Source organism: Nocardioides koreensis, assembly GCF_039531775.1.
In the GTDB taxonomy this organism is placed as follows: domain Bacteria; phylum Actinomycetota; class Actinomycetes; order Propionibacteriales; family Nocardioidaceae; genus Nocardioides; species Nocardioides koreensis.
The window spans coordinates 21,107-39,432 of sequence record NZ_BAAAQR010000001.1 but is presented as its reverse complement, the minus strand read 5'-3'; the positions used below and the strand labels follow the sequence as shown (position 1 = coordinate 39,432).

Below are 18,326 nucleotides of genomic sequence, written 5' to 3'. Positions count from 1 at the left end.
CTGGTTTGCGGGCACTCCCACCGGGTACTGAGGAGTGGATCCCATCGTCGTGGGTGGTCACCAGGTCCCTCACCCCGGCGGGTGTTGTGGGGGATGTTCGCGGCATGCCACGATCGGGACCAGTGGTCGAGCCAACGTGCCACGTCAGACCTTCATTGCGGAGGTGTTTCCTGATGGGGCATGTCGCGACATCCCACGACAGCACCACCACGGCTGAGTCGCCTGCGACCTCAGCCGCGAACAACGCACGCGCCAGCCGACGGGCGGAGACCGCTCGTCTGCTCGACGAGGCGTCGAGGACCGACTCGCCGCAGGAGCGCACTGCCCTGCACGACGAGGTCATCCGGATCAACATGCAGGTCGCGGGTGAGATCGCCCGTCGCTACCACAACCGGGGGATCCCGGGTGACGACCTGGACCAGGTCGCGAACCTCGGCCTGGTGAAGGCCGTCCACGGGTTCGACCCCTCGCACGGTGCGGACTTCCTCAGCTTCGCCGTGCCGACCATCCGCGGCGAGATCCGGCGCTACTTCCGTGACTTCGGCTGGACCATCCGGCCGCCGCGCTCGGTGCAGGAGCTGCAGACGAAGATCACCGCGGCGGAGGGCGAGCTCTACCAGAGCCTGGGCCGCTCCCCGCGACCCAGCGAGGTCGCCGCGCACCTCGGGGTCGACCTGGAGCTGGTCCTGGACTCGCTGGCCGCCAACGGCTGCTTCGCCCCGGTCTCGCTGGACACCCCCCTCGCCGAGGGCGAGAGCGGACCCGGGGACCGCCTCGGCGGCGTCGACCCCGGCTTCGCCAGTGCGGAGGCCCGGGTCGCGCTCAAGAGCGTGATGAGCGGGCTCACCCCGCGCGAGCGCCGCATCCTGGAGATGCGCTTCTTCGGCGGCTGCACGCAGGCCGAGATCGGTGCCGAGGTCGGCGTCACCCAGATGCAGGTCTCCCGGCTGCTCTCGCGGCTGCTCACCCGCCTGCGCAAGCGGATGGAGGAGGAGCACGTCGGCGCCGCCTGACGACCCCGACTGACACGGAAGGCCCCGGCGGTGACGCCGGGGCCTTCGTGCTCAGGAGCTCGTGCTCAGAAGATGGTCGGCAGCTCGGAGGCCCTGCCGGTGAACCTCGGTGCCCGCTTCTCCCTGAAGGCGGCCACGCCCTCCAAGCCGTCGCCGATCGAGGTGTAGAACATCGCGAGCGAGTCGGACAGGTGGGCCTCCAGGGGATCGGCCGCCGCCCCGTTGCGGTAGAGCAACCGCTTGGCGAGGCCGAGGGCCACGGGGGACCGGTCGACGACGAACGAGCGGGCCAGGTCGTACGCCGCCGGCAGCAGGTCGTCCGGCTCGTGCACGGAGCGCACCAGGCGCCCGGCCAGGGCCGTCTCCGCGTCGAGGACCTCGGCGGAGTAGACCCACTCCAGGGCCTGCTGGATCCCCACGATCCGGGGCAGGAACCAGCTCGAGGCCGCCTCGGGCACGATGCCGAGGCGCCCGAAGACGAACCCGATGCGGGCCCTGGTCGAGGCCAGCCGCAGGTCCATGGCGAGCGTCATGGTCGCCCCGATGCCGACGGCCGGTCCGTTGACGGCCGCGATCACCGGCTTGGGCAGCGCGTGGATCGCCAGCGTGACGCGGCCGCCCGTGTCGCGGACGCCGTCGTGGTACGGCGCCTCGGCGAGGTGCGCGCGCAGGTCCTCGGGGGTGGGGCGCACCGACTCGTCGAGCCCGAACACGTTCCCCTCCGCGGAGAGGTCCATCCCCGCGCAGAAGGCGCGCCCGGACCCGGTCACCACGACCGCGCGGACGTCGTCGTCGCGCGCGTCGGTCAGGAAGCAGCGTTCCAGCTCCCGGGCCATCGTCAGGTCGAAGGCGTTCAGCGCGTCAGGCCGGTTCAGGGTGAGGGTGGCGATGCCGTCGCCGTCGACCTCCCAGGTCAGGGTCTCGTAACCGCTCACTGCGGGGTGCCCGTCGGCGTGCACAGGCTCTTGGGGAGGTTGTCGGTCTCGTCCTTGATGATGTAGTCGAACATCTGCTTCGACCGCTCCGGGTCCCAGTGCACGGCGAGGTCCGAGATCGGCACGCCGCAGGTCAGGCCGTTGTCGCCGTTGACCCGGGTCATGGCGGTGGCCCACATCGCCGCCCGGATCGGGCTGGTGCCCTCACCGAAGGCGAACGAGTCCGGCGCGGCCATGTTGATCTTCCAGTAGCGGAAGGGGTTGACGACCGTCCACGGCGAGACGACCTTGTTGCCGACCGCCGAGACCACCTCACGCTGGTGGGCGGCGCGGCCGATGTCGCCGTACTGCTGGTCGGTGTGCCGGGACCGGGCGTAGCCGAGCGCGGTCGCGCCGTCCGCCTCCTGGCACCCCTTCTTGATGTCGAGATTGGCGAGCTTGTCCTGCATGTCGGTCTTGGGGCAGATCTCGACGCCGCCGACCGCGTCCACGACGTCGACGACCCCGCCGAAGCCGATCTCGACGTAGTCGTCGACGCGGATGCCGGTCGCGTTCTCGATCGTGTGCACCAGCAGCTTCGGACCGCCGTACGCGAAGGCCGCGTTGATCTTGGTGTTGCCGTGGCCGGGGATGTCCACCAGCGAGTCGCGGGGGATCGACATCAGCAGGTTCGGCCCGCTGCCGGTGTGCAGCAGCATGATCGTGTCGGTCCGCTGTCCCGACGCGTTGCCGGTGCCGAGGGCCTTGCGCTCCTCGGGGCTCAGGCCGGCGCGCGAGTCGCTGCCGACCATCAGGTACGTCGTGCCGGGCTGGTCGTCGGGTCGGGTGCCGGCGTCGGGCTCGAACTCGACCTTGTCGACCTGCGACCACGCGAACAGCGGCACCGCCACGAGCCAGACGACCCACAGCAGCAGGAGGACCAGCAGCCAGCGCAGCCGGAACTTCGGGCGTCGGCGGGGGCCGCGGGAGGGGCGCTGGGCGGGCGCCGGGCGGCGCGGCGGCGGTGGGGACGCGGGCGGCGGCGAGGTGGGGCCGGGTCGGGGCACGCTCGCCATGACCTGGGTCTCCTCGGGGCGTGGCTGGCGGGGCACCGCCCGGGTCGCGTCCTCGTCGGCTCCCTCCTGCGGCGCCCCCTTGCCGCCGTAGAGCCAGTTGTAGCCGGGCGTGCCCTCGTCGGGCCCGCCCTTTCCGCGGGGTCGGTCAGCCATGCGGGTGACGCTACCGTGCCCCCACGCACGGGCTCACCCGGCTCGGGGCACCCGCTCGAGGAGCTCGTCGAGGGAGGCGCCGATGCCGGCGGCCAGGACATCGAGGTCCGAGGTGGTCTCGAAGTCGCCGGTGAGGCCGTAGGTGAGGGTGTCGCGGTAGGAGAACATGGCCACCCCGATCCGCACCCGGTCGGCGATCGGCACGTAGGGCAGCAGCTCGAGCAGCTCCCGGCCCAGCGCGTAGAGCGGAGTGCGCGGACCGGGGACGTTGGTCGTGACGGTGGTGACCTGGTGCTGGGGGAGCCTCCAGCCCAGTCGCATGCCCCAGGCGACGGACGGGAACGGGCCGAACTCCGCCGCGTTCGTGAGGCCCTCGCCGGCCTCCGGCTCGTGGCGGCCGCGCAGGCTCCGGATCCGGCGCTTGATGGCCGCGAGCCGCTCGACCGGGTCGGCGACCTCGACCGGCAGGAAGGGCAGCATCAGCGTAACCCGGTTGTCGGGGATCGACTCCTCGCCGGGCCGCCGTGTCGAGACCGGCACCAGCGAGCGCAGGGCATGGGCGTCGGTGGGCTCGCCGCGCGCCAGCAGCAACCGGCGGAACCCACCGGTGACCGCGGCGAGCGCGACGTCGTTGACCGTCGCGTCGTACGCCTTCCGGACGGTGCGGACGTCGTCGAGCCGGACGTTGGTCCAGGTGTAGCGGCGGCCGCCGCCGAGCGGTCCGGAGAGGGAGCTGCCGTGGACGGGGCGCAGTGCTCCGGAGAGCGTGAGCAGCCCGGTGGCGGTCCGCGCCGAGGTCCGCACCATCCGGCGCGGCGTGCGGGCGGCGTGCGCCAGCGCGCCGGTCAGGTGCAGCGGCGAGCTGACCAGCTCACGCAGCGCGTCGGCGGTGTACCGGACCACCGGCTCCTCGGGCTCGGGGCGCCAGGTGTCCGGCACCCCCGGGCGCTGGGTGGGGGTCGGGTCGAGCAGCAGCTGGTAGAGGTCGGTGCCGGAGACACCGTCGACCACGCTGTGGTGGACCTTGGACAGCAGCGCCCACCGCCCCCCGGGCAGGCCCTCCCAGAAGGAGTAGTCCCACAGCGGCCGGCTCCGGTCCATCCGGGTCGACATCAGCCGGCTCATCAGGTCGGCGACCTCCGCACGGCCACCGGGTGCCGGGACCGCGACCTCGTGCAGGTGGTCGTGGATGTCGAAGTCGGGGTCGTCGACCCAGGCCGGCGGTGCCAGTCCGAACGGGACCGGGCGCAGTCGCTGCCGGTACCGGGGGATGAGCGGGAGGCGCCCGGAGATGGCCTCCACGAGCTCCTCGAAGGGGGGCGCCGGCCCGGCGAAGACCGCCAGCGACCCGATGGCGAGCGACGCGCTCACGTCCACGTCCTCGGCCTCGAGGAAGGCGTCGGCCAGCGGGGTCAGTCGCTCCACCGCACCAGCGTCCCGTCCGCACGCTCGGCCCCGCCCGGGGCAGACGTAATCGCCGACCGGGCCCAAAGGCCCTGTGGTGGTGGTCGTGCCGGCGGGACGGTGGGACAGGAGGGGAACGACGACGAACGGAGTGATGATGAGCGACCTGGAGCGCATGCGGGCCGAACGGGAGGCCCGCGACACCGCCGCCACCAGGAGCAGCGCCGACCGGGCTCGGCTGTGGGCCGGCCTGAACAGGTACCTGAGCAGCGAGGCCCGGCACGAGCACAAGGTCGCGGAGGTCGAGCGGCGCGCCGTGGCCGAGGCCGACCGTCGCACCGACGGCGAGCCCACGGACAAGTCCGACTGAGCGGACCCCGGCCGTGCGCAGAGCCATCGACCCGGTGGACACCATCTGGTTGAACATGGACCGGCCCAACAACCTGATGGTCATCGAGAGCCTGATGACCTGCGAGGGGCCCATCGACGGGGATCGCTTCCTCGAGGTGCTGCGCACGCGCCTGCTCGACCGTTACCCCGTCTTCGGGCAGCGCCCGGTCTTCTCCCGGGTCCCGCTGTCCATGCCGCACTGGGAGGACGTCCCGGACTTCGACCCGAGCGGGCACGTCCGCGAGTTCACGCTGCCCGCTCCGGGTGACGACGCAGCACTGCAGGACCACGTCAACGACTTCATCAGCACGCCTCTGCCGCGAGACCGCCCGCTGTGGGAGATGCACCTGATCGACGGGTACGGCGAGGGGTCGGCCGTCTACTCCCGCCTGCACCATGCGCTGGCGGACGGGATCGCGCTGACCCGGGTGCTGCTGTCCATGACGGACGCCGAGCCGGACGCGGAGCCGGGGGAGGACCGGCCGAGGGAGGCCCGGCACGAGGGCGCGTTCGGGACCGCCGTTCACCTCGTGGAGTCCGCGGCGGGATCCGCGGGATCGGCGCTGCTGGAGCTGCCGCACCTGCTCTCGCCGTCGGGCGTCGAGGACGCCTTCACGCTGGCGAGGCAGACGACCGGCATCGCGACGAAGCTGACCTTCACCCGCAACCCCGCCTCGGCGGTCACGGGGACCGCCGGCGTCCGCAAGCGCGCGGTCTGGGCCGCACCGATCCCCCTCGCCGACGTCATCGCCGCCGCCCACCGCACCGGGACCACCGTCAACGACGTGCTCGTCGCCGCGCTGGCCGGCGCCGTGTCGTCGTACCTGCGCCGCACCGACGGGACCGTCCTCGACGTGCCCACCATGGTGCCCGTCAACGTGCGTCCCCTGGACCAGCCGCTGCCTCGTGAGCTGGGCAACCGGTTCGCCCTGGTGCTGTTCACGCTGCCCTCGGGCCTCGAGACGCCGTTCGCCCGGCTGGCGGAGACCAAGCGGCGGATGGACGCGATCAAGCACTCGCCGGAAGCGTTGCTCACCTTCGGCCTGATCCGCGGCATCGGTCGCACCGGCAAGGACCTCGAGCGCTACCTCGTGGACTTCTTCGCCAACAAGGCCAGCGGTGTCACCACGAACGTCCCGGGGCCCCTCGGACCGCGCCACCTCGCGGGTGCCCGCATCACGTCCATGCTGGGCTGGGCCCCCGGCTCGGGGAACCAGACGCTGGGCACCTGCATCTTCACCTACGACGGTCACGTCCACGTGGGCTTCAAGGTCGACCTCGACACGATCGCCCACCCCGAGCAGCTGCTGACGGCGTTCCGGGACGAGATCGACGCGCTCCTCCACCTCGCGCAGGCAGGGTGATCGAGGTGGCCGGCAAGAACGCACCCGGACCGACTCCCGAGCCCACCCCCGAGCCTGCGCACGGCCTGGTCCGCGCCACCGTCGACGCCTTCGTCGACAGCACCCGCGCGGTGGTCGAGGCGATGTCGGCGGCCGGCTCCGGCGCGTTGGGCGCGCTGCCGGCCCCGGTGCCGGACACCGTGACCCGGATGCTGACCTCCATGCGGCGGCTGGCCGACCAGATGCCGCCGGTGACGGCGGAGATCGAGATCCTGGTCCAGGAGGTGCACGCGAAGCGCTTGAGCATCCAGGCGCTCCAGGCCGAGCTCTCGGCGCTCGACGACCAGCTCGAGGTGCTGGAGCGGTCGCTCGCACCGGTCCAGGCCTGGAGCCGGCAGTGGAACCGGCTGCGCCGCTCCCTCGCGGAGGCGCTGCCGTCCGAGCGTTAGCGTGCGGCGGGCCGGTCCTCGATGGAGATCCAGACCGGACGCCGCACCACTTCGTGAGGCGCCCCGGCGCGTCGTGAGCGCTGTGACCCCTGTGACTGGTGATACTTGCCGGGCAGCATCTTCCCCACAGCACCACCAGCAGAGAGGCACTCGATGCCACCCGTCTCTTCCCCCGGGTTGCACGACCGCCAGAGCCCCACCCGCTTCTCCACCGACGAGCGGGCGGCCCGGGTCCGCTTCCGGCGCGCCATGGCACTCATGGTCATGACACTCGTCCTCCCCGGCTCCGCCCAGCTGGTCGCCGGCAACCGTCGGATCGGCCGCATCGCGCTGCGCGTGTGGCTGGTCCTCGTCGTCGGCTTCGTGGTGACGCTGTTCGCCGGTGCCCTCTGGCACGAGCTGGTCTTCTACCTGGTCTCGAACACGTTGCTGCTGGGGCTGTTGCGCTTCGCGCTGATGCTGGGCGCCATCGCCTGGGCCGCGCTGTTCGTCGATGCCTGGCGGATCGGGCAGCCGCTCACGCTGGCCATGAACCACCGCCGTGCCGCCGTCGGCGTCAACGGCGTCCTCTGCCTCTCGGTCGCCGGCAGCCTCCTGTTCGGCGCGCACATCGTGGGAGTGCAGCGCGACTTCATGCTGAGCATGTTCGGCAGCGGCGCGGTCACCGGCGCCCACGACGGTCGCTTCAACGTGCTGCTCCTCGGTGGCGACTCCGGGGCCGGCCGCTGGGGCCTGCGGCCGGACTCGATGACCATCGCCAGCATCGACGCCGACACCGGCCGCACCGTGCTGATCTCGCTGCCCCGCAACATGTCGAACTTCCCCTTCGCGAAGGGGTCGGTGATGCACAAGCAGTTCCCGCACGGCTTCGACGTCGACTACCTGAACGGCGTCAGCACCTGGGCGGGCGACCACACCGACCTGTTCCCGCACTCGAAGAACCCGGGCGTGGACGCCACGATCATGGGCATCGAGGGGATCACCGGCCTGAAGATCAACTACTGGGCGATGGTCAACCTCGAGGGGTTCAAGGACCTCGTGGACGCCGTCGGTGGCGTCACGCTGAACGTCCGCTCGCCGATCCCGGTCGGCGGCCTCGGGAGCGACGTCACCGGCTACATCCAGCCGGGGGTGCGCAAGCTGAACGGCCACGACACGCTCTGGTTCGCCCGCGCCCGCGACGGCTCCGACGACTACTCGCGGATGGCGCGCCAGAAGTGCGTCATGAACGCGATGCTCAACCAGATCAGCCCCCAGGTAGCCGTCCGGAACTTCGAGAAGATCGCGAAGGCCAGCTCGGCGATGATCTCCACGAACGTGCCGGCCAGCGAGGTCGACCGGTTCATGGCACTGGCCCTCGAGGCCAAGGGCCAGAAGGTCTCGACCCTCTCGCTGGTGCCGCCGCTCGTCAACACCGCCGACCCGGACATCCCGCTGATCCGCAAGAAGGTCGCGCAGGCGATCGACAAGGCGGAGGGCACCGCGCCGAAGCCGGCGGCCCACCACAAGTCGTCCGGCAGCGGCGGCGGCGTGGTCACCGGTGGCTCGGTCGGCTCGCTGAGCGACGGGTACGCCGCGAACCAGGCGGACGACCTGGAGAGCGCCTGCTGACCGTGTCACCCGTAGGGTGTGGGCCGTGACCGAGCCCCCCACCGGCGTTCCCGACGCTCGCCGCATCGTCGCCGTGGTGGTCACGTTCAACCGGCTCGCGCTGCTCCAGCGGCTGGTCGCACGGCTGCGCGAGGTGCCCGAGGTCGACGAGATCCTGGTCCTGGACAACGCCTCCACCGACGGCACGGGGGACTGGCTGGCCTCGTCGGGCTCGACCCCCGAAGGGGTGGCGACCCCCGGTGGTGGCACGCGCGTGCTCGCCCGCACGCTCACCCACAACCGCGGCGGCGCCGGCGGGTTCCACGACGGGCTGGCCTGGGCGTTGGAGCGCGGCGCCGACCTCGCCTGGCTGATGGACGACGACGGGATCCCCGCCCGCGACTGCCTGGCCGCCCTGCTGGAGCGCGACGGGTTCGACTTCTGGGGGCCCGCGGTGCTGGCCGAGCAGGACCCGTCCCGGTTGTGCTTCCCGATCCGGCTGCCCGGCGGCACGAGCGTCGTGCACCGGATGGCCGAGGTCGAGCTCGCGGCCCGCGACGGACTGGTCGAGGACGTCGTCATCCCCTTCAACGGGGTGCTGGTCACCCGCGACCTCGTGGAGCGGATCGGGCTGCCGCGCGAGGAGTTCTTCATCTGGGGCGACGACGTGGAGTACCTGTGGCGGGCCCGACGCGCAGGTGCCCGGGTCGCCACCGTGGTGGGGGCCCACTTCCTCCACCCGGCCACCGACGACCTGGGTACGCCCATGATGTTCGGCCGCACGACGTACAACCACAGCCCGAGCGACCTCAAGCACTACTGCATGGCCCGCAACAACCTGCTGAACCTGCGCGACTACCACGGCTGGCCGCACGCGCTCGCGTTCGTCGCCAAGACCCTGTGGTTCTACACGTTGACCCGCCCCTCGGTCGCCCGGCTGCGGCTCAGCGCCGCCGCCATGGGCTCCGGGCTCCGGGGCGACTTCACCGGCCACGAGAGGTTCCTGCCATGACCGAGTCCGTGGCCGTGGTCATCGTCACGTTCAACCGCGCCGACCTGCTCGCGCGGATGCTGGACGGCCTCGCCGCCCAGACCCGCCCGGCGGACGCGGTGTACGTCGTCGACAACGCCAGCACCGACCACACCCGTGAGGTGCTCCACCGGCACGACCTGCCGCTCCGGGTCACCCACAGCGAGGACAACCTCGGCGGCGCCGGCGGCTTCCACCTCGGCGTGAAGAAGGCCTACGAGGCCGGCCACGACCGGATCTGGGTGATGGACGACGACGTGGTGCCGACCCCGCAGTGCCTCGAGGTGCTGCTCGCCCAGGATGAGGCCTGCGTGGCGGCGGTGCGCGAGGACGTGGCCGGCCGGCTGGCCGAGAAGGCCGCAGTCGACTTCGACCTGCGCAACCCGCTCGCGATCCGGCCCAAGCGCGCCACCGTCGACGCGACGTACGCCGACCGGGCCGCGATGCCCGAGCGGGTGGAGCTGGAGAACGTCGCCTTCGAGGGGTTCATGTTCCGCCGCGAGGTGGTCGACGCCATCGGGCTCCCGGACGCCTCCTTCTTCATCTTCTACGACGACGTCGACTTCGCCGTCCGCGCCCGTCGGGCGGGCTACCGGATCTGGGGCATCCGGGACGCCGTGCTGGTGCGCCAGCTCGACTTCGACCAGCAGCACGACATGGCGGGGTGGAAGGGGTTCTACATGTTCCGGAACCTCTTCGTCGTGCACTTCAGGTACGGCGAGAACACGCTGGTGCGGCTCAAGCCCTACCTCATCGCCGCGGTCGTCGTGCTGCTCAGCCCGATTCGCGGGGGACGTGCCGAGGCTGGCAATGTGATCCGGGCCATCGGGTCCGCCAGGTCCATGACTCGCGTGCCCGGGGTGCCGTCGCCCCGTCGCTAGACTTGCCGCCGCGTCAACCGTCAGGAGTTCCCCCTTGCCTGTGTCCGAGTCCACCCCCGACCTCGTCGTCGTCGGCTCCGGCTTCTTCGGACTGACCATCGCGGAGCGGTGTGCCACCGAGCTGGGCCTGCGGGTCCTCGTGCTCGAGCGGCGCCACCACCTGGGCGGCAACGCCTACAGCGAGGCCGACCCCGAGACCGGGATCGAGATGCACGTCTACGGCGCGCACCTCTTCCACACCTCGAACGAGAAGGTCTGGGACTACGTCAACCGCTTCACGTCGTTCACGAACTACCAGCACCGGGTCTTCGGCCAGTACGACGGCCAGGTCTACTCGCTGCCGATGAACCTGGGGCTGATCAACCAGTTCTTCGGTCGGTCCCACACGCCCGACGAGGCGCGTGCGCTGATCGCCGAGCAGGCCAGCGAGATCGAGACCTCCGAGGCCACCAACCTCGAGGAGAAGGCGATCAGCCTGATCGGGCGCCCGCTCTACGAGGCGTTCATCAAGGGGTACACCGCCAAGCAGTGGCAGACCGACCCCACCAAGCTGAGCGCCGACATCATCACCCGGCTCCCGGTGCGCTACAACTTCGACAACCGGTGGTTCAACGACAAGTACGAAGGCCTCCCGGTCGACGGCTACACCGCGTGGCTGACGCGGATGGCCGACCACCCGAACATCGAGGTCCGGCTCGAGACCGACTTCTTCGCCCCGGGCCACGAGTACAGCGCCGACACGATCAAGGGCACGGTCCCGATCGTCTACACCGGCCCGGTCGACGAGTACTTCGGGAACTCCGAGGGCCGGCTGTCGTGGCGTACCGTCGACCTCGAGGCGGAGGTCAAGCACGTCGACGACTTCCAGGGCTGCGCGGTCATGAACTACAACGACCAGGACGTGCCCTGGACGCGCATCCACGAGTTCAAGCACTTCCACCCCGAACGCACCTACATCTCGGGCAAGACCGTGATCGTCCACGAGTACTCCCGCTTCGCGGAGGACGACGACGAGCCGTACTACCCGGTCAACACCGCCGAGGACCGCGAGAAGCTGCTGAAGTACCGCGAGCTCGCGAAGAAGGAGCCGATGGTGCTCTTCGGCGGCCGCCTCGGCACCTACAAGTACCTCGACATGCACATGGCGATCGGCTCGGCCCTGTCGATGTTCGAGAACAAGCTCAAGCCGCACTTCGCCGAAGGTGCGGCACTGCACAGCGGAGGCGTTGACGAATGAGCACCCGACTCCTGCAGCGCCAGATCCTGCCCATCGACCGTGACACCGACGTCTTCGCGCTCTACGTCGACCCCGAGCCGGCGGTCCTCGACGCGGACAAGTACGAGATCGGGACGAACCGCAACGCGGTGGAGATGAACGCGGCGAACCTGCGCCAGAGCATCTCCACCGGTGCCCGGATCCACCCCGACCAGCTCGAGTCGCGCACCTGCCTGCGCGTCCCGGCGGGCGAGCGGCTCTCGTTCGGCACCTACTTCAACGCGTTCCCCGCGAGCTACTGGCGCCGCTGGACCGTCGTGACGGACGTCACCCTGACGGTCAAGCTGGTCGGCCGCGGAGCCAGCATCACCGTCTACAAGTCGATGGCGAACGGCCGCTCGCAGCGGGTGGAGACCGCCGGGACCGGCTCCCAGGTGGAGGGCACGTACGCCTTCGACCTCTCGCTCAAGCCCTTCGTGGACGGCGGCTGGTACTGGTACGACGTGGTGGCCAGCGACGAGGACGTCCTCGTCGAGTCGGCCGAGTGGACCGCGGACGTCCCGGAGGACCGGGCCCAGCACGGCACCGTCGACATCGCGATCACGACGATGAACCGACCCGACTTCTGCGCCAAGCTGCTCGGCCAGCTCGGCGCCGACGAGGTGCTGCGCCCCTACCTCGACACCGTGCTCGTCATGGAGCAGGGGACCAAGAAGGTCGTCGACTCACCCGACTTCGCGAAGGCCGAGGGGCTCCTCGGCTCGACGCTGAGGGTCATCGAGCAGGGCAACCTCGGAGGCTCCGGCGGCTACGCCCGTGGCCAGATGGAGTCCGTGCGCAAGGGCACCGCGACCTACGCGATGATGATGGACGACGACGTCGTCTGCGAGCCCGAGGGCATCGTGCGAGCGGTCACCTTCGGTGACCTGGCTCGCCGTCCCACGCTCGTGGGCGGCCACATGTTCAGCCTGTTCTCGCGCTCGCGGCTGCACAGCTTCGGCGAGGTCGTCCAGCCCTGGCGCTTCTGGTGGCAGTCCGCCCCCGACGTGCACCCGGACTGGGACTTCGCCGCGCGCAACCTGCGCTCCACCCGGTGGCTGCACAAGCGGGTCGACGTGGACTTCAACGGCTGGTTCATGTGCCTCATCCCTCGCCAGGTGCTGGCCGAGATCGGGCTGTCGCTGCCGCTGTTCATCAAGTGGGACGACTCCGAGTTCGGCCTGCGCGCCAAGGAGGCCGGCTACCCCACGGTGTCGTTCCCGGGCGCCGCGGTCTGGCACATCCCGTGGACGGACAAGAACGACGCCCTGGACTGGCAGGCCTACTTCCACCAGCGCAACCGCTTCATCGCCGCGCTGCTGCACTCGCCGTACCCCAAGGGTGGGCGGATGGTCCGGGAGAGCCGCAACCACCAGATCAAGCACCTCGTCTCGATGCAGTACTCCACCGCCGAGCTGCGCCACCAGGCGCTCGAGGACGTGCTCGCCGGCCCGGAGCACCTCCACCGCGACCTGCCGACGAAGCTCGCGGAGGTCAACGCGTTCCGCAAGCAGTTCAGCGACGCGCGCCTGGAGTCCGACCCGGAGGCCTTCCCGCCGGTGCGCCGCAGGAAGCCGCCGCGCAAGGGCCGCGACGGCACCGAGATCCCGGGCCGGCTCTCCCAGCTGGTGACCGCGGGCCTGGCCCCGATCCGCCAGCTCAAGGCCGCCCGTGAGCTCTCGCGCGAGTACCCCGAGGCGGAGATCACGGCCATGGACGCCAAGTGGTACCGCCTGGCCCGCTACGACTCGGCCGTCGTCTCGATGAACGACGGCACCTCGGCCGCGCTCTACCAGCGCGACCCCGAGAAGTTCCGCGAGCTCACCCGCAAGACCATCGAGATCCACGAGCGGCTGCGCCGGGAGTGGCCGCGACTGGCGGAGGAGTACCGGGCCAAGCTCGGGGAGATCACCTCGCCCGAGGCCTGGGACGAGACGTTCCGCCCCTGGACCGACGGCGGCTCGGCGGGCTCCGCGGAGGACAGTCGATGAGCGAGACCGCTCGCGCGGCTCACGTGGTCGAGGGCGCCCTCACCCCGCCCTCGGCGAACCAGGGGCTCCTGGAGGTCTTCCGGCGCCGCTACCTGCTCAAGCTGCTGGTGCGCCGGGAGATCAGTGCCCGCTACCAGGGTTCGTTCCTGGGGTTGATGTGGTCCTACATCAACCCGTTGAGCCAGTTCTTCCTCTACTGGTTCGTGATGGGGTACATCCTCAACCTGCACAAGAACGTCCCGAACTTCGCGGTCCACATCTTCGCCGGACTGATCGTGGTGCACTTCTTCACCGAGACGTTCAACGCCGGCACGCGGTCCATCGTGCGCAACAAGGCGCTGGTGAAGAAGATGGCGATGCCGCGGGAGATGTTCCCGGTGGCCTCGATGCTGGTCTCGCTCTACCACGTGGGTCCGCAGCTGGTGATCCTGCTGGTCGCCTGCCTGTTCTACGGGTGGACGCCGGATCCGGCCGGGATGGGCGCGGTGCTGCTCGCGCTGATGATCATCATGCTCCTCGGCACCGCCCTGGCCCTGTTGTTCAGCGCCGCGAACGTGTTCTTCCGCGACTTCTCCAGCGCGGTCGGCATCATGACCCACTTCGTGCGGTTCGGTGTGCCGATGATCTACCCCTACAGCCTCGTCGACGAGCGCTTCCACGGTCACACGACGCTGTACCTGTCCAACCCGATCGCGGACGCGGTGCTGCTGATGCAGCGTGCCTTCTGGGTGGGCACGACGTCCGACCCGGCCAAGACCGCCAGGACCGACCTGCCGCCGAACCTGTTCGAGCTCGGCGCCATCGCGGTCGTCGCGTGCGCCGTGCTGCTGCTCGTCGGCCAGGTCGTGTTCACCCGCCTCCAGAACCGGATCCCGGAGCGCCTCTCGTGACCGAGTCGATCGTGGTGGAGGACGTCAGCAAGACGTTCACCCTGCGCTACCACCGCACCTTCAAGCAGATGACCGTGGCGCTGGTGAAGGGTCGCGACATCAGCGACGACTTCAAGGCCCTCGACGACGTCTCGTTCACCGTCCAGCAGGGCGAGTCGATCGGGCTGATGGGGCTCAACGGGTCCGGCAAGAGCACGCTGCTCAAGCTCATCAACGGCATCATGCGGCCCGACTCCGGCTCCGTGCTGACCCGCGGCCGGATCGCCGGCCTGATCGCCACCGGGGCGGGCTTCCACCCGCAGCTGACCGGACGCGAGAACGTCTTCCTCAACGCGGCGATCCTCGGGATGAGCGAGCAGGAGACCCGGCGCAAGTTCGATGACATCGTCGAGTTCGCCGACATCGGCCGCCACCTCGACGCGCCCGTCGGCAACTACTCCTCCGGCATGTTCGCCCGCCTGGGCTTCTCCGTCGCCATCCACGTCGACTCCGACATCTTCCTCGCCGACGAGGTGCTCGCGGTGGGGGACCGGCCCTTCAAGAAGAAGTGCATGGAGAAGATGAACGAGATCCGCGACAGCGGTCGGACCCTCTTCTACGTCAGCCATGCGGCGGGCTCGGTGCGCAAGATGTGCGACCGGGTGATCGTGCTCGAGAAGGGCCGCGTCGGCTTCGACGGCGACGTCGACGAGGGGATCCGCTACCTCAAGTACGACGACAACAACCCCGAGAACGAGCCGGACGAGAACGACGCCGAGGACACCGACGAGGACCTCGGGGCCGACATCTGATCGACGCGCGCCTCCCGGGGCCGGTGGTCTGGTCCTGCCAGCGCGGCTGCGCGCCCGCGCGTTCTCGCACCTTTTCGCGTGTCTTCCACGCGTGCCCGGCCGTCTTCGGGCATCCTCGACTTGACAAATCTCGGATCCGGCGGCGTGTCGGGTGGAAATTACAACGTTGTAGTTACTCAGTTTCTCTTCCGTGGTCAATGTGACTCATGTGAAAGTTGCGCAACGTGTGAATCTTCCCCCGCACTGGAGTTGCCGCCCATGCCCCCCAGCAAGACGCGTTTCATCACCGCCTGCCAGCAGGTCCTGGCCCTTGGCGTGGTGCTCGCCGCCCTCACCCCCGCCGCCAGCGTCATCAGCCTCGACGTGGTGCGCGAGTCGCCCTCCGGTGCGCCGCGTGCGGCCGCCTCGACCGCTGAGTTCTCGGCGTACACACGGGCCTCGGCCCGCAAGTCCGTCGTGCCGACCCAGGAGGTCGACCCGAAGGTCACCGAGTACTCCCTGACCGCGCCGCCCCATGCCCGGGTCCGCCCGGGTCAGCTCGAGGCCCGGACCGGTGTCGGGGAGCTGCCCGGCAGCACGCAGCTCACCAGCCGGCCGGAGGCCGTCGTCGGGTACGGCGCCGTCGGCGTCACCTGGGAGCACGGCGTCGAGGCCCCCGAGGACCAGCTCAGCTTCGAGGTGCGCACCCGCACCGGCGAGGACTGGTCGGACTGGATGACGCTGGCCTACGACGCCGACCACGGGCCCGACCCGGGGAGCGCCGAGGGGAAGCACTCCCGGCCGGGTACCGACGCGCTCCTCGTCGGTGACGTCGACCAGGTCCAGGTGCGGGCGCTGTCGGTCCGCGGCCGGATCCCCGCCGACATGAAGATGGCCGTCATCGACCCCGGCAAGCAGTCGAGGACCGCCGTCGAGGCGCCGGCGTACGACACCGGGACCATGGACGGCTCGTCCGAGCCCGCGCCGACCACGGACGCCGCCGTGGGCACCGCGCCCGCGACCGGGACCGACGCCGGGGACACCGACGCGCTGGACCTCCAGGCGGCCGTCTACACGCCGAAGCCGGTGATCTACTCGCGCGCCCAGTGGGGCGCCGACGAGCGGCTGCGGGACCCGGGCTCCCTGCACTACTTCGAGGTGCACGCGGGCTTCGTCCACCACACCGTGAACGCCAACGACTACACGCGTGCCGAGGTGCCCGGCATCATCCGCAGCATCTACGCCTACCACACGCAGTCCCGCGGCTGGAGCGACATCGGCTACAACTACCTCGTCGACCGGTTCGGCCGGATCTGGGAGGGGCGGTACGGCGGGATCGACCGCCCGGTCGTGGGCGCCCACACCCTGAACTACAACGACTACGCCTTCGCGATGTCGGCGATCGGCAACTACGACATCCACCAGCCGTCCTCGGCGATGGTGCAGGCCTACGGGGCGCTGTTCGCGTGGAAGCTGTCGCTGCACGGCGTCGACGCGTCCTCGTCCAAGCAGTGGGTCGGGTCCCGGTACTTCCAGGCGATCAACGGCCACCGCGACGCCGCCTCCACGGCCTGCCCCGGCCGGTACCTGTACGCCAAGATCCCGCAGATCCGGACGCTCGCGGCCGCCGCCCAGCGGGGCTGGTCGGGTCGTGAGCTCGAGTCCGACCTCGCCTCCACCCCGCACCCCGACCTCGTCGTGCGGCGGGCCAGCGACGGGAAGGGCTTCGTCATCCCGACCGGTGGTCTCACCGGGTTCCGGTCCCCGGTGTCGGTCCCGGTCGACGGCGCGGACTCGGTCGTGGCCTCGCCCGACCTCACCGGCGACGGCAAGGCCGACCTGGTCGCCCGGACCGCCGACGGCGTCGCCACGGTCCATCCCGGTGACGGTGCCGGCAGCTTCGGCAGCGCGGTCAAGCAGATCAGCGCCTTCGTCGGCCGCGACCTGCTCACCGCGGTGGGCGACCTCAACGGCGACGGCCACAACGACCTGGTCGCACGCCGGGTCTCCGACGGCCGGCTCGAGCTCTACCGGGGCAACGGCGTCGGTGGCTTCTCGCGCAGGGCGCTGCAGGACGGCTGGTCCGGGTACGACGCGCTGGCGGCGACCGGCGACCTCGACGGCGACGGTCGCCCCGACCTGCTCGCCCGCGACGGGTCCGGTCACCTGTGGCGCGTGCCCGGGGCCGGCGGGCTGCGGCTCGGGACCCCCGTGCAGCTGCCCGGCTCGTGGGGCAGGTACTCCTCGATCACCGGCTTCGGCGACTTCACCGGCGACGGCAGGCCCGACCTGCTTGCCGTCCAGAAGGGGAAGCCGGGAGTCATCCGCCCGCTCCGCGCCGACGGGTCCTTCGGACACCCGCTGGGCCAGATCTCCCGGGTCACCCACGCCGCGAGCGTCTCGGCGGTCGACGTGACCGGGAACCCGGCGGCCGACCTGGTCGTGCGGACCGGGGACAAGGTCGCGGTCTTCCCGAACGCCGGCACCTTCGAGCTCGGCCAGCCGATCCCGACCGGCACCAGCCTGTCCGGGGCGAACCGGGTGTTCAACGCGGGCGACTGGGACCGCGACGGCCACGGCGACCTGATCTTCCGCAACAAGCGCGGCGTGCTGAAGCTGCGCCAGGGCGACGGCCAGGGCCACTTCGGCGCGGCCGTGACCATCGGCAAGGGCTTCGGCGGGGTCGGCCTGCTCGCGGCGGTCGGCGACATGACCGGCGACGGCTACCCCGACCTGATGGGGCAGCCTTCCGGCGGTGCCATCCGGATCTACCCCGGCAAGGGCGTGCAGGGACTCGAGTCCAGCTACGTCGCCCACGGCCGGATCGATGCCGGCACCCAGGTGCCCGTGGGCCGTTGGGACAGCGACGGGTCGCCGGACAGCCTGTTCCGCCAGGGCTCGAAGCTGACGCTGTTCCCCGGCAACGGGCCGGGAGGGCTCACCGACCCGCGGTCGCTCAGCCTCGACCTCGCGCCGTACGACTGGGTGATCGGTGTCAGCGACGTCAAGCTGACCGGGCACCCCGACCTCATCGTCCGGGCCCGGAAGTCCGGCTACCTCTGGCTCATCCCCGGCACCACGCAGGGGTTCGGCAAGCGCCGGTTCCTCGGTGAGGGAATGGGGGCCTACGACCTGGCGGGCTGAGCCGGTCGAGACCGGGCGAGGCGTTGGCCTGGT

15 protein-coding genes are annotated in these 18,326 nt (G+C 70.7%); 12 read left to right on the top strand and 3 right to left on the bottom strand.

Going from position 1 to position 18,326, the window contains the following annotated elements; translation table 11 throughout:
* Positions 1-173: 173 nt before the first annotated feature.
* A complete protein-coding gene (locus tag ABD268_RS00170; protein ID WP_344145753.1) occupies positions 174-1,013 on the top strand; it encodes a sigma-70 family RNA polymerase sigma factor in 840 nt (279 codons plus the stop codon).
* Positions 1,014-1,078: 65 nt separating this feature from the next.
* On the opposite strand, the gene ABD268_RS00165 is transcribed toward ABD268_RS00170, so the two are convergent.
* The 3 genes from ABD268_RS00165 to ABD268_RS00155 are packed head-to-tail and all read right to left on the bottom strand — an operon-like array spanning position 1,079 to position 4,581.
* Positions 1,079-1,948 (bottom strand): crotonase/enoyl-CoA hydratase family protein, encoded by an 870-nt coding sequence (locus ABD268_RS00165; RefSeq protein WP_344145750.1) that lies wholly within the window; start codon positions 1,946-1,948, stop codon positions 1,079-1,081.
* Positions 1,945-3,156 carry an LCP family protein gene (locus ABD268_RS00160; protein ID WP_344145747.1) on the bottom strand — a complete coding sequence of 404 codons (1,212 nt, stop codon included), beginning with the start codon at positions 3,154-3,156 and terminating at the stop codon, positions 1,945-1,947. The genes ABD268_RS00165 and ABD268_RS00160 overlap by 4 nt, the downstream gene beginning before the upstream one ends.
* 33 nt (positions 3,157-3,189) lie before the next feature.
* Positions 3,190-4,581 carry a WS/DGAT/MGAT family O-acyltransferase gene (locus tag ABD268_RS00155; RefSeq protein ID WP_344145744.1) on the bottom strand — a complete coding sequence of 464 codons (1,392 nt, stop codon included), beginning with the start codon at positions 4,579-4,581 and terminating at the stop codon, positions 3,190-3,192.
* 136 nt (positions 4,582-4,717) lie between these two features.
* Between ABD268_RS00155 and ABD268_RS00150 the strand changes: the two genes are divergently transcribed.
* The 11 genes from ABD268_RS00150 (at position 4,718) to ABD268_RS00100 (ending at position 18,293) form a co-directional block, all read left to right on the top strand.
* Complete coding sequence (locus ABD268_RS00150) at positions 4,718-4,930, top strand: hypothetical protein (protein WP_344145741.1); 213 nt, start codon at positions 4,718-4,720, stop codon at positions 4,928-4,930.
* Between the two features lie 13 nt (positions 4,931-4,943).
* On the top strand, positions 4,944-6,314 hold the full coding sequence (locus tag ABD268_RS00145) for a wax ester/triacylglycerol synthase family O-acyltransferase (RefSeq protein ID WP_344145739.1): 1,371 nt from the start codon (positions 4,944-4,946) through the stop codon (positions 6,312-6,314).
* Positions 6,315-6,319: 5 nt separating this feature from the next.
* A complete protein-coding gene (locus ABD268_RS00140) occupies positions 6,320-6,742 on the top strand; it encodes a hypothetical protein (protein WP_344145736.1) in 423 nt (140 codons plus the stop codon).
* A gap of 153 nt (positions 6,743-6,895) precedes the next feature.
* Positions 6,896-8,353, top strand: a complete 1,458-nt coding sequence (locus ABD268_RS00135; RefSeq protein WP_344145733.1) for an LCP family protein — start codon at positions 6,896-6,898, stop codon at positions 8,351-8,353.
* Positions 8,354-8,378: 25 nt separating this feature from the next.
* Positions 8,379-9,344: a glycosyltransferase family 2 protein gene (locus ABD268_RS00130; RefSeq protein WP_344145730.1), complete on the top strand. Its 966-nt coding sequence runs from the start codon at positions 8,379-8,381 to the stop codon at positions 9,342-9,344.
* Complete coding sequence (locus ABD268_RS00125; RefSeq protein ID WP_344145727.1) at positions 9,341-10,243, top strand: glycosyltransferase family 2 protein; 903 nt, start codon at positions 9,341-9,343, stop codon at positions 10,241-10,243. Before ABD268_RS00130 ends, ABD268_RS00125 begins: the two co-directional genes overlap by 4 nt.
* 40 nt (positions 10,244-10,283) lie before the next feature.
* On the top strand, positions 10,284-11,480 hold the full coding sequence (glf, locus tag ABD268_RS00120) for a UDP-galactopyranose mutase (RefSeq protein ID WP_425573671.1): 1,197 nt from the start codon (positions 10,284-10,286) through the stop codon (positions 11,478-11,480).
* Positions 11,477-13,489 carry a glycosyltransferase gene (locus ABD268_RS00115; RefSeq protein ID WP_344145720.1) on the top strand — a complete coding sequence of 671 codons (2,013 nt, stop codon included), beginning with the start codon at positions 11,477-11,479 and terminating at the stop codon, positions 13,487-13,489. Before glf ends, ABD268_RS00115 begins: the two co-directional genes overlap by 4 nt.
* Positions 13,486-14,379 (top strand): ABC transporter permease, encoded by an 894-nt coding sequence (locus ABD268_RS00110; protein ID WP_344145717.1) that lies wholly within the window; start codon positions 13,486-13,488, stop codon positions 14,377-14,379. Before ABD268_RS00115 ends, ABD268_RS00110 begins: the two co-directional genes overlap by 4 nt.
* Positions 14,376-15,170, top strand: coding sequence for an ABC transporter ATP-binding protein (locus tag ABD268_RS00105; RefSeq protein ID WP_344145714.1), 795 nt, complete (start codon positions 14,376-14,378; stop codon positions 15,168-15,170). The genes ABD268_RS00110 and ABD268_RS00105 overlap by 4 nt, the downstream gene beginning before the upstream one ends.
* Before the next feature lie 258 nt (positions 15,171-15,428).
* Positions 15,429-18,293 carry an FG-GAP-like repeat-containing protein gene (locus tag ABD268_RS00100; RefSeq protein ID WP_344145711.1) on the top strand — a complete coding sequence of 955 codons (2,865 nt, stop codon included), beginning with the start codon at positions 15,429-15,431 and terminating at the stop codon, positions 18,291-18,293.
* The last annotated feature ends 33 nt before the right edge of the window (positions 18,294-18,326 follow it).

Excerpts from the sequence above, each read along its gene's own strand:
- ABD268_RS00125 (WP_344145727.1), top strand. The coding sequence starts at position 9,341 with ATGACCGAGTCCGTGGCCGTGGTCATCGTCACGTTCAACCGCGCCGAC.
- ABD268_RS00135 (WP_344145733.1), top strand. The coding sequence starts at position 6,896 with ATGCCACCCGTCTCTTCCCCCGGGTTGCACGACCGCCAGAGCCCCACC.
- ABD268_RS00170 (WP_344145753.1), top strand. The coding sequence starts at position 174 with ATGGGGCATGTCGCGACATCCCACGACAGCACCACCACGGCTGAGTCG.
- ABD268_RS00115 (WP_344145720.1), top strand. The coding sequence starts at position 11,477 with ATGAGCACCCGACTCCTGCAGCGCCAGATCCTGCCCATCGACCGTGAC.
- ABD268_RS00100 (WP_344145711.1), top strand. The coding sequence starts at position 15,429 with ATGCCCCCCAGCAAGACGCGTTTCATCACCGCCTGCCAGCAGGTCCTG.
- ABD268_RS00160 (WP_344145747.1), bottom strand. The coding sequence starts at position 3,156 with ATGGCTGACCGACCCCGCGGAAAGGGCGGGCCCGACGAGGGCACGCCC.
- ABD268_RS00150 (WP_344145741.1), top strand. The coding sequence starts at position 4,718 with ATGAGCGACCTGGAGCGCATGCGGGCCGAACGGGAGGCCCGCGACACC.
- ABD268_RS00110 (WP_344145717.1), top strand. The coding sequence starts at position 13,486 with ATGAGCGAGACCGCTCGCGCGGCTCACGTGGTCGAGGGCGCCCTCACC.